The organism is Noviherbaspirillum humi (genome assembly GCF_900188095.1).
Classification (GTDB): domain Bacteria; phylum Pseudomonadota; class Gammaproteobacteria; order Burkholderiales; family Burkholderiaceae_D; genus Noviherbaspirillum; species Noviherbaspirillum humi.
Genome location: NZ_FZOT01000019.1, coordinates 80,296 through 90,243 on the forward strand (window position 1 = coordinate 80,296; position 9,948 = coordinate 90,243).

The following is a 9,948-nucleotide window of genomic DNA, read 5'->3' on the forward strand; positions in this document are numbered from 1 at the left end:
CGCGCGCATGAGCGCTCGCAAATTTCCAGGCGGCCCCGTCCCTATACTTTTTCATGTCGGGCAACCACAAGCATCCACCAGGGAGCATGCATGAACGAAATCGAACGGCTGCGGGCGATGGCACGGGAAGCCATCGTGGAGTATTACCGCGAAATGCAGGCAGGGCGCAATCCTTCCTACCCGCGCTGGGTCAACGACGCGCTGGAAGTCTGCAAGAAAGCGGAGATCGGCCGCCAGTTCAGCTACCTGCATGAATTGCGCGTGCAGACCAAGCGCCTGACGCAGCGCTGATCCCCATCTCACACGATAAAAACGAGAAAACCGGAAAGACATCATGAGCTATACACGCATCGGCAACGCACTGATCCAGAAATGCAACCAGTGCGGCCGCCAGAACGAATGGAACGACAGCGAATGCCCCGGCTGCCATGTCAAGCGGCGCCCCTGGCTGATGTTCGCCGCCGGGCTGCTGGTCACGCTGTTCATGTTCAGCGCCGTAGCGAGCCTGGCCTGACGGCGAGCGGGACATCTAGCCCCACGGCCGCCGGCAAACCGCTCTACAATCCCTGCTTCGGTCAGAAGCAAGGATCACGATGAATCAGCCCGCCGGCACGCCCCGCCCCGCCGCCACCCTCATCCCGGTGCGCGACGGCCCGCAAGGCCTGGAAGTCTTCATGATGCAGCGCACCCACCAGGCCGCCTTCGTCCCGGGCGGCTATGTGTTTCCGGGCGGCGCGGTCGATAACAGCGACCATGATCCCGCCTATGCCGCGCACTGCCCCGGCTTCGATGATGCGGCGGCGAGCGCCATGCTGTCCCTGCCCGCCGGCGGCCTTGCCTTCTTCGTCGCCGCCATCCGCGAATGCTTCGAGGAAGCCGGCCTGCTGCTGGCCACGGGCGACGATGAAACCCTGGTGGAATTCGGGGAGGCCGATGGCGAAATGGTGGACAGCCTGCGCCGCCGCATCGCCGGCGGCGATATCGGTTTCGCCGCCCTCTGCGCCGAACATGGCTGGCGCCTCGCCTTCGATAGGCTCGCCTACCTGGCGCACTGGACCACGCCGCTCGGCTCGCCGCGGCGCTTCGATACCCGCTTCTTCGTCGCCGTCGCGCCGCCGCGCCAGACCGGCAGCCATGACGACGGCGAAACCATCGCGCATTGCTGGATACGGCCGGCCGACGCGCTGGAGCGGCAGCGCAGCGGCGAGTTCAGCATGATGTTTGCCACCGTCGCCACGCTGCGCAAGCTGGCGGCTTTCGAGACTGCCGACGCGCTGCTGCAGCATGCGCGCGAACTTACCGGCATCAGCATGATCCTGCCGCGCGTCTGCGCCAGCCGCGCCGGGCGCAAGGTACTGATTCCCGGCGACGCCGCCTATGCCGAGATCGGCCGGCTCGATCCGGAAGGGCGCGGCGACGCCTCCTGCGAAATCCTGCCCGGCGTGGCGACCCGGCTGGCGCCCGGGCTGTGGCGCATTGCGGCGCCCAATCCCGGCTTCATGACCGGCCCCGGCACCAACAGCTATCTGCTGGACAGCGGCGACGGCTTCGCCGTCATCGATCCGGGGCCCGATGACGCCGGCCATGTGCAGGCGCTGCTCGACCATGCCGGCAGCAGGATCCGCTGGGTGCTGACTACCCACACCCATCTCGATCATTCGCCGGCGGCGCAGCGGCTGCGCGAGCGAACGGGGGCGCAGCTGCTCGGCATGCCGGCGCCAGCCGCCGAGCGCCAGGACCAGGCCTACCGGCCGGACCAGGTGCTGCGCGATGGCGAGATCGTCGAACTCGGCGCGGCAAGGCTGCAGGCATTGCATACGCCCGGGCATGCCTCCAACCACCTGTGTTACCTGATGCCGTCCGAGCGGCTGCTGTTCACCGGCGACCACATCATGCAAGGCTCGACGGTGGTGATCAATCCGCCCGATGGCGACATGCGCGCCTACCTGGCGTCGCTGGCGGCGATCGAAAGCCTGGGCATCGACTGGTTCGCGCCCGGCCACGGCTTCCTCATGGCGCATCCGAAGCAGGTGATAGCGCGCATCCGCGCGCATCGCCTGCAGCGCGAGGCGAAAGTGCTGGACGCATTGCGGCAGCATGGCGAAGCGGAAGCAGAAACCTTGCTGGCGACGGTGTACGATGACGTCCCGGCGGCGCGCCATGCCATGGCGCTGCGCTCCCTGCTGGCGCATCTGCTGAAGCTGGAAGCGGAAGGCCATGCGCTGCGCAGCGAGCGTGGCGGCTCGTGGCGCAGCACCGGCCGGTGAAACCCGGCGGCGCCGAGTTCACGCCGCCACCCGGTCTCGGCCTCAACGCTGGCGCAGCCGCCTGATGGCCTGCTCCTTCAGCTTGGCTTCGATCTCGATCCACGGCGCCTCGGCATAGGACGAGGGCATGGCGTCGATGAAGTCCGAGTGGTGGCGGTCGTTGAAGGCGGACCGGCCATTCGAAATGTGCACCAGCTGCATGCCGGGATCGGGCCACGTATCGCGCGCCCGTCGCAGCATCTCGCCCACGCTCGGATGCTCATAGCTGGACAGGCTTTCCTTGATCACATGGTGATGGGCATCGAACACCATCGGCACGCCGGTAGCGTGGCAAATTTCCAGGATATCCTCGGCGCCATAGGCGTACTCGTCGTTCTCCAGCGCCAGGCGCAGGCGTATGCCGTCCGGCAGGTCGCCGATGCGTTCCATCATCTCGCGGCTGCGGCCGCCCTTGCCGCCGTGGATTTCCAGCACCGCCCACGGCGAGCGCGGTTGCTGCAGCAAGTCCATGATGTTGGCATGCATGTCCAGGATCTTGATGCTGTTGGCGACCACGCCGGAGGAGTCGGAACTCAGCACCACGAACTGGTCCGGATGCATGACGAGGCGGATGTCGTGCGCCAGCGCCTGCCGGCCGACGGCGGCGACATCGTCCGCCATGCGCTCCAGCACGTCGCGCCCCACCGGCTCATCCGAGAAGGGGAACAAGCTCGACGGCATGCGGTAAAGGGTGATGCCTTCCTGCCTGCAATAGGCCAGCGCCTGTGCCAGCCGCTGCAGGTTCGCCTGATACAGTTCCGCCAGCAATTGCTGCTGGGCTTCCGGCTCATGCTGGAGCAAGCGCTTGCGGGTGATGGTGCGATAGCGAACGTCATCTGACGTCGTGATGCAAACCAGCCCGAGTCGAGACATATCCATGTGTGCGGGGCGGCATCATTGCCGCAGTTCAAACTGGAAAGCCGTTTGATGCCGGCATGCGGCCAAAGTGCCGCCGAAACCCCGATCGCCGGGCAAGCGCATGACGGGCGGCTGGCGCACGGCTTCCGAGCGTACAGGCACACGTACAGGCACAATGGGGCAATGTCCCGCGCTACAATCCGGCGTCCATGCATTGCACCCTCTGATGAAGCTGACCGAGTCCACCACGCTTTCCCGCACCAACTGGGCCGCCGTCCTTGCCGCCGCCTTCTGCGGCATCGCAGTCGCCATGAATGTCGGCAAGGTATCGATCGCCCTGCCGCTGCTGCGCGCCGAATTCGGGCTGTCGCTGGTGACTGCCGGCTGGGTGTCGTCGATGATCAATCTGCTGGCGGTGACCAGCGCCCTGCTGTTCGGCGTCATCGGCGATCGCGTCGGCGCGTTTCGCATGTGCCTTGCCGGCCTAGGCTTGAGCGCCTTGGGCAGCGTCGGCGCACTGTTCGCCGGCAGCGCGGGCGGGTTGCTGCTGTCGCGACTGGCGGAGAGCGCCGGCATGGTAGCGGTGGTGGTATCGGCGCCGGCCCTGCTGAGCGCGGCCTGCATACCCGAACAGCGCCGCTTCGCGCTGGGCATCTGGAGCAGCTACATGCCGGCCGGGGTTGGCCTCGTCATGCTGATCGCGCCGCCGGCCATCCATGCCGGCGGCTGGCAAATGCTCTGGCTGGTGACGACCGCAGCGATCGGCGCCGCCATGCTGGCGCTCTATGCCTCGCGCCAGGCTTACCACCTGCCGCCGTCGGCGCAGCAGGACCGGGCCACGCTGGCCAGCGTGCGCGAAGCGCTGGCACGACCGGCGCCATGGCTGCTCGGATTTGCGATGGGATCGTGGACGGTGCAGCATTTCGCGCTGATCGTCTGGCTGCCCACTTTCCTCAAGGAACAGCGAGGTCTGGATCCGCTTGCGGTTTCGCTGCTGTCTTGCCTCATGGTCTTGGTAAACGTTCCCGCCAACCTGATCGGCGGAGCGCTGCTGCAGCGGCGGGTACGGCGCGGCAGCCTGATTGCCTTCGGCAGCCTGCTGACCGGCCTGTCGGGCCTCGGGATTTTTCTCGACTTCTTTCCTGACATCGTTCGCTACGGCTTCTGCCTGCTGCTGTCCTTCATCGGCGGCCTGATTCCGGCATCGGTGCTATCGGCCTCGGCCAGCCTGGCTCGCACGCCGAAACAAATCGGCACCCTGCAGGGGCTTTTCATGCAGTGCGGTAACCTGGGTTCCTTCATCGGCCCGCCGCTGATCGCCATGCTGGTGGCCTCCAGCGGCGATTGGCGCGACACCTTGTGGGTGACCGGCGGAGCCGCCTTGCTGGGCATCGTGCTCGGCCTGGTCCTCCTTCGGCAGAAAGCGTAAGCCAGCTTTCGGCATGCCGTCGCGGGCACCATCCATCGATGCGGAATCAGCCTCCCTTGGGCAAGGGTCCCGCATCCAGCACCCGGATCATCTTCTTGCGCCACTGGTCCCGACCGTCGGCCAGCCGTTCGAACTCTCCCTCGATCTCCGCTTCGTACTGGTTGTCTTCATTGTCGTAGAGTTCGATGAACGCGTGAACGCGCAGGCTGTCGCCATTCGGCGCTTCCGCATCGGAGACGATGATGGCGCCGAGGTGGGGCGTTTCGGTCAGATTGGCTTCCTCATGAGCCGTGGCGCCGAGTTCGCTTTCGTCGATGTCGACCGCCACTTCATGCGCCAGGCGGCGCAGAACATCTTTCGCAGTATCGAGGATCATGGATGGTTCTCCTTGGGACGTCATGCTTCGATTGACATTTTTGTAACTGGTTTAATGTCGGTGGACGCTTCTCTGCGGCAGCATTTCTGAACCTACAACGCGTCTCGTGATCAAAATGGCATGACACGCGCGCTCAAAATCATTTTGCTGACCCTGGGCGGATTGATCGGCCTCGTGGTGTTGGTGTTCGCCCTGCTGGCCGTCTTCCCGTGGAACCGGGTCAAACCCTGGATCAATGAGAAAGTCAGCGTAGCAACGGAACGGCAGTTCGCCATCAACGGCGACCTCTCGCTGCGCTGGGAGAGGCCGCCCCAGGAACAGGAAGGCTGGCGCCGCTGGATTCCCTGGCCTCACCTGCGCGCGCAGGACGTTTTTCTCGGCAACCCGGACTGGGCGCGCACCGGCCCGCGCATGGCCCACGCACAGCAGGTGGACTTCACCGTCAGCCTGCTGGAGCTGTTGAGAAAGCACATCGTCGTCCGCTCGCTCCTGCTCACCGAACCCAACCTGGTGCTGGAAAAGGATAAGCAAGGCCGCAGCAACTGGACTTTTCCAAAGAAGGAAGAAAAGAAATCGGATTGGCAGTTCGACCTCGACGACATCGCGCTGACCAAGGGCACGGTGCGCTATGTGGATGCCGAGAAGCGGGCCGACATCAACGCGCGCATCGACACCCTGGAAGATGGCAGCGTCACCTGGAAACTGGCCGGCGACTTCAACGATGAAAAACTCACCGGCAGCGGCAAGGCCGGGCGGCTGATGTCCCTGCAGGCGCGGGATGTCAAATATCCGGTTCAGGCCGAAGTGAAAGTCGGCGAAACCACCATCACGGCGGACGGCACATTGACCGATCCGGCGCACCTGAGCGCACTCGATGTAAATCTGAAGATACTCGGCGCCAGCATGGCCGACCTGTTTCCGCTGTCCGGCGTGCTGCTGCCGTCAACGCCCAAGTTTTCCACCGAAGGGCGGGTTGTCGGCAGCGTGGCCCGCGACGATTTCCATCTGCGCTACGAAAACTTCAAGGGCAAGGTCGGCTCCAGCGACATCGGCGGCACGCTGGAATACCGGCAGCGCGATCCGCGTCCCTTCCTGAGCGGCGAGGTGGTTTCCAACTATCTGAATTTCAAGGACCTCGGTGCCTTGGTCAGCACCGATCCGCGTAACAAGGAAAAGAAATCCGGCGGCGTCAAGCAGCAGCCTGCGAACAAGGTCTTGCCGGTCGAGCCTTTCAAGACCGACCGCTGGCGCAAGATGGACGTCGACGTGAAGTTCAGCGGCAAGAAGATCATCCGCTCCGAAGACCTGCCGATCGATAATCTCTCCACGCATGTGAAGATGAACAAGGGCGTGCTGTCCCTGAACCCGCTCAATTTCGGAGTCGCCGGCGGCAGGCTGACGACCGATCTGGTCATCGATGGCAGCGGCGAGCCGGCCAAGGCGAAAATGAACGTGGCTGCGCGTGGCTTGCAGCTAAAGCAGCTGTTCCCGGCCGTGCAATCGATGCGCGCCAGTATCGGTCAACTCAATGGCGACGCCCAGCTTTCGGCGGCGGGAAATTCCTTCGCCGATCTGCTGGCCTCATCGAATGGCGAAGTGAAGTCCCTCATCACGCAAGGCAGCGTCAGCAAGTTCATTCTGGAGGCAATGGGGCTGAACATCGGCAGCGCCGTGGTGGCGAAACTCTTCGGCGACCGCCAGGTACAGCTCAACTGCATGGCGGCGGATTTTGGCGTCACCAACGGCTTGATGGCGACGCGCAGCTTCGTGGTCGATACGCAGGACGCCACCATACTCGTCGACGGCAGCATCAATTTTGCCAAGGAGCAGTTGGATCTGCATATCCGTCCCGACAGCAAGGGGATACGCATCATCTCCCTGCGCTCGCCCCTGCACGTCGCGGGCACGTTCAAGCATCCGGATGTTGGGATAGACAAGGGGATCGTTGCTTTGAAAGCAGGCGCAGCGGCGGTGCTGGGCACGGTGGCATCGCCCTTCGCCGCCTTGCTTGCGCTTATCAATCCCGGTCCGGGCGAGGACCCGCCTTGCAGTGTTCTGCTGAAAGATGCGGGTAAGAAGCCGCGCGCGCCATCACCGGAAAAAGCCGCTTCGCTGAAGGAAAATGCGCGGCGGTAAGGCAGGCACCCTCTGTCCGTGTGACATGCGTCTACTCACTTGCAGCTGTCGCTGCTCCACTGGCAGATTGCCTGGCAAGGCGGATGCGCTTATGTCTTATGCTGCGCCGAGTCGCAGCAAGATTCCTGATGTCTCCTGAACGCGCTTTCGTAGCGGCTTGTTGCCTAACGCTTATGTCGATCGGTCCTGATGCCCACGCCTGCGCTCGCGCCGCTTCAACGTGATCGCGACGATTTCCCCGCTGCATTGCCATCGACGCGGATTTGCATTTTCTTGTTTCATCCTGCCTCTTTGCGTCGCTCACCTGCGAGAGACTTATTGTCGTCGGCTGAGCCTTTGCCAATTACATCTTTTGTGATTTGCCTGGCAGGCTATGCGACCTTTGCTGAACCACTCAGTCAACTCGGCTCCATGGGTAAAACCACTCAGCTTTGCGCGGTCTGGCCGGTAAAAAGCCGCTTCAGGCAAGACGCTCTACGCGTGACCGCGTTTGATTGGCGTACCGATTCGTCATGAAGTCCTGCTTCGCGCTGCGTTTCCACTGGCCCACGGTCCGCTGTCAATACATTGAACTTTGATCAAGTGTCCGCTCTAACAGGTTCCAGTTTGAACGGCTGGTTGGCATGTCACCTTTCCACGTTGGAAGCCTCGTCGCGGCGAGGTGGCTTTTCTCAAGCAACGTCATAAGGAGTACCTCATGAAGAAGCTCACACTGGCAGTTCTTCTGTCCGCAGCCGGCATCGCCGGTTCGGCCATTGCCCAAACTTCCGGCACAGCCGGTTCGAGCATGGGCGGCACCAGTTCCAGCTCGCCTTCCAGTTCCAGTGGCATGGGTTCGTCCAGCGGCAGCAGTGGCGCCACATCCGGCAGCATGGGCAGCGGCGCAGGCGGGACCAGCAGCTACGGGAGCAGCTCGCCAACCGGCACGAGCGATATGTCCGGAACGTCGAGTTCCGGATCGAGCGGCACTTCGGGGAGCGGCTCGAGTTCTTCCGGCTCCACGGATTTGAGCGGAACCGCCGGCAGCAGCGGGACCGGCAGCAGTTCGACCGACGCCAGCGGCGGCACGCTTGGCACCAGCGGAAGCTCGGGCTCCACGGGTACCGCCGGCTCCAGCACATCGGGCGGGAGTTCCGGCACCGGCTCTACCACCGGCACGTCCGGCACCGGCAGCAGTGGCGCGCTGGGTGGCAGCAGCATGGGTTCCGGCACTACCGGCTCAGGTACCACAGGCAGTGGAACCGGTACGATGGGCAGCGGCTCGGGCAGTTCGAGCGGCACACGCTGAAGAGTAATTGCGCCTATTGATTAACCGTTGCCTCCCGGCCTGCTGGCAGCTGCACACAGCGAAGCAAAGCGCGTGTCCCGCTCATGCGTTTGCTTTACACCTGTCACTGGCAGTGCGCGCCGGGAAATTCGCCGACGGTTTATGCGTATCGGCATCCGGCCTTGCGCAGCCCAGGCGGTTTAATGCTCAGGCTTACTCGCTTATCGGAGATAAGTGCCAAGTTTTGCGCGATCAAGGATATGGCTCTATGCCATGTCGCGTCTCAAATAGCGCAGGTTCGGAAGGCATTCAAGTGGCGAAGACAGGCATGCACAATGCATAACGCCGGAAATGCGACTAGGTGCGGTACTCGTAAAATACCGCTTCCTCTATCTGCAGCAACTGGTTTTCGCATAGCTGCTCCAGTTGAACGTTGATCGACCGCCATACCGGCCATCGTCGTTCAGCGAATTCATGGCCAGGATGCAGCATCAAACCTAATCGATTAGTCCAGCCTTCAAGCAAGGGCTCGGAAATCTGTCGCACCCAATCGGCTGCGCTCAAGTGAATATTTGCATTGTGCATCCGTGCTTCTGCTTTGCGTTCGGAAGACGCCGCTTTCTATTCGAGATAGCGTTTGATTCGGGTTCCGCTCCAGCCTTTGCGTACGAGCGCGGCAATTTTTTCTTCTCCATTACTGTCATAGGGCTTTTGGCGCGAACCGAGCGGACTGCCACAATCGCAGAAGCCACGGGTGGTGCACACCTTTACCCATTTGTCATTGAGCTTGGCGTCCATGTGCTGATTTTCAAAGATACGGAAACCCAAATTCGCTTGCTTGAAGTGCGTTCCAATACGCGGCAATGACGCTTCAGCAGGGATAAAGGCGGGAATGAAATTGCACATAACTCCCTCCGGAAATGGGTCGATATCATTACTCGTAGCTGCAAGCTTTATGATGGGATTGAGATTGCCTGATCAGACGAGCTGGCATATGCAGCAGCATGGTGCCTGTGAAGTTGTGAGGCTTGTTGATGTTCGGTCGTGAACCCGACAGGAAACAGCTAAAGTGGCGAACGTGACGATCGAGCGCTGTCGGGTGTTCATCAAATGCAATCTGCTCGCGAATGTCGTGGTGCGACCGCAGTCACTTGAGTCCCATTTTATGTACATGCGGACCCGTTCACCAGGTCACAAATGGCCTCGGCATACTTGCGAATCGAAACTTGGCGTTCAATCCTCCTCGGGTGGAAGACCATCGTCAATCAATCCGGCAATCGTCAAGGCGCCTCCGCCACGCTCCTTCTACAACGGCTCGCGAGTAGGATAAGGTGCAGCCACATTGTGACCTACTCCCAATTAATCGGGTTAAGAGGAAGCTAGCGCAGTTCGTTTTCGGAGGAGAAGACGGACATGAAGAAGCGTTTTTCGGAAGAGCAGATGTTCGGGTGAAGTAGCCCCCTGAAAGACCGGACTGGCGGTATTCCTTACACTAACGACTAGGAATACAGCTATGGATATGCCTATGCCTTCAGGAAGAATGCAGCAAGTGGAAGTGATAACCGGGGTCCAGCGG

11 protein-coding genes are annotated in these 9,948 nt (G+C 62.2%); 5 read left to right on the forward strand and 6 right to left on the reverse strand.

The window, feature by feature from the left end; all coding sequences use genetic code 11:
- Nucleotides 1-90: 90 nt before the first annotated feature.
- From CHB88_RS20780 to CHB88_RS20790, 3 genes are all read left to right on the forward strand, one after another.
- Complete coding sequence (locus CHB88_RS20780) at nt 91-291, forward strand: hypothetical protein (RefSeq protein ID WP_089401262.1); 201 nt, start codon at nt 91-93, stop codon at nt 289-291.
- Nucleotides 292-334: 43 nt separating this feature from the next.
- Complete coding sequence (locus tag CHB88_RS20785; protein WP_089401263.1) at nt 335-514, forward strand: hypothetical protein; 180 nt, start codon at nt 335-337, stop codon at nt 512-514.
- Nucleotides 515-593: 79 nt separating this feature from the next.
- Nucleotides 594-2,267, forward strand: a complete 1,674-nt coding sequence (locus tag CHB88_RS20790) for an MBL fold metallo-hydrolase (RefSeq protein ID WP_089401264.1) — start codon at nt 594-596, stop codon at nt 2,265-2,267.
- A 42-nt stretch (nt 2,268-2,309) separates the two neighbouring features.
- Here the strand turns inward: CHB88_RS20790 and uvsE are convergent, their stop codons facing one another.
- Nucleotides 2,310-3,185 carry a UV DNA damage repair endonuclease UvsE gene (gene uvsE / locus CHB88_RS20795; RefSeq protein ID WP_089401265.1) on the reverse strand — a complete coding sequence of 292 codons (876 nt, stop codon included), beginning with the start codon at nt 3,183-3,185 and terminating at the stop codon, nt 2,310-2,312.
- Between the two features lie 205 nt (nt 3,186-3,390).
- Between uvsE and CHB88_RS20800 the strand changes: the two genes are divergently transcribed.
- The gene (locus CHB88_RS20800) at nt 3,391-4,593 is read left to right on the forward strand and encodes an MFS transporter (RefSeq protein ID WP_089401266.1); all 1,203 of its coding nucleotides are present in this window, start codon (nt 3,391-3,393) and stop codon (nt 4,591-4,593) included.
- Between the two features lie 46 nt (nt 4,594-4,639).
- Here CHB88_RS20800 and CHB88_RS20805 read toward each other — a convergent pair whose 3' ends face one another.
- Nucleotides 4,640-4,969: a hypothetical protein gene (locus tag CHB88_RS20805; RefSeq protein ID WP_089401267.1), complete on the reverse strand. Its 330-nt coding sequence runs from the start codon at nt 4,967-4,969 to the stop codon at nt 4,640-4,642.
- A 120-nt stretch (nt 4,970-5,089) separates the two neighbouring features.
- Between CHB88_RS20805 and CHB88_RS20810 the strand changes: the two genes are divergently transcribed.
- Complete coding sequence (locus tag CHB88_RS20810; RefSeq protein ID WP_089401268.1) at nt 5,090-7,105, forward strand: AsmA family protein; 2,016 nt, start codon at nt 5,090-5,092, stop codon at nt 7,103-7,105.
- Nucleotides 7,106-7,786: 681 nt separating this feature from the next.
- Here the strand turns inward: CHB88_RS20810 and CHB88_RS20815 are convergent.
- The 4 genes from CHB88_RS20815 to CHB88_RS24835 form a co-directional block, all read right to left on the reverse strand.
- On the reverse strand, nt 7,787-7,978 hold the full coding sequence (locus tag CHB88_RS20815; RefSeq protein WP_089401269.1) for a hypothetical protein: 192 nt from the start codon (nt 7,976-7,978) through the stop codon (nt 7,787-7,789).
- A gap of 27 nt (nt 7,979-8,005) precedes the next feature.
- The gene (locus CHB88_RS20820; protein ID WP_143131398.1) at nt 8,006-8,317 is read right to left on the reverse strand and encodes a hypothetical protein; all 312 of its coding nucleotides are present in this window, start codon (nt 8,315-8,317) and stop codon (nt 8,006-8,008) included.
- 412 nt (nt 8,318-8,729) lie between these two features.
- A complete protein-coding gene (locus CHB88_RS20825; protein ID WP_089401271.1) occupies nt 8,730-8,957 on the reverse strand; it encodes a hypothetical protein in 228 nt (75 codons plus the stop codon).
- Between the two features lie 36 nt (nt 8,958-8,993).
- The gene (locus CHB88_RS24835) at nt 8,994-9,278 is read right to left on the reverse strand and encodes a hypothetical protein (protein WP_143131399.1); all 285 of its coding nucleotides are present in this window, start codon (nt 9,276-9,278) and stop codon (nt 8,994-8,996) included.
- Nucleotides 9,279-9,948 lie beyond the last annotated feature (670 nt).

Excerpts from the sequence above, each read along its gene's own strand:
- CHB88_RS24835 (WP_143131399.1), bottom strand. The coding sequence starts at position 9,278 with ATGTGCAATTTCATTCCCGCCTTTATCCCTGCTGAAGCGTCATTGCCG.
- CHB88_RS20825 (WP_089401271.1), bottom strand. The coding sequence starts at position 8,957 with ATGCACAATGCAAATATTCACTTGAGCGCAGCCGATTGGGTGCGACAG.
- CHB88_RS20800 (WP_089401266.1), top strand. The coding sequence starts at position 3,391 with ATGAAGCTGACCGAGTCCACCACGCTTTCCCGCACCAACTGGGCCGCC.
- CHB88_RS20810 (WP_089401268.1), top strand. The coding sequence starts at position 5,090 with ATGACACGCGCGCTCAAAATCATTTTGCTGACCCTGGGCGGATTGATC.
- CHB88_RS20780 (WP_089401262.1), top strand. The coding sequence starts at position 91 with ATGAACGAAATCGAACGGCTGCGGGCGATGGCACGGGAAGCCATCGTG.
- CHB88_RS20785 (WP_089401263.1), top strand. The coding sequence starts at position 335 with ATGAGCTATACACGCATCGGCAACGCACTGATCCAGAAATGCAACCAG.
- CHB88_RS20815 (WP_089401269.1), bottom strand. The coding sequence starts at position 7,978 with ATGCTGCCGGATGTGGCGCCACTGCTGCCGCTGGACGAACCCATGCCA.
- uvsE (WP_089401265.1), bottom strand. The coding sequence starts at position 3,185 with ATGGATATGTCTCGACTCGGGCTGGTTTGCATCACGACGTCAGATGAC.
- CHB88_RS20805 (WP_089401267.1), bottom strand. The coding sequence starts at position 4,969 with ATGATCCTCGATACTGCGAAAGATGTTCTGCGCCGCCTGGCGCATGAA.
- CHB88_RS20790 (WP_089401264.1), top strand. The coding sequence starts at position 594 with ATGAATCAGCCCGCCGGCACGCCCCGCCCCGCCGCCACCCTCATCCCG.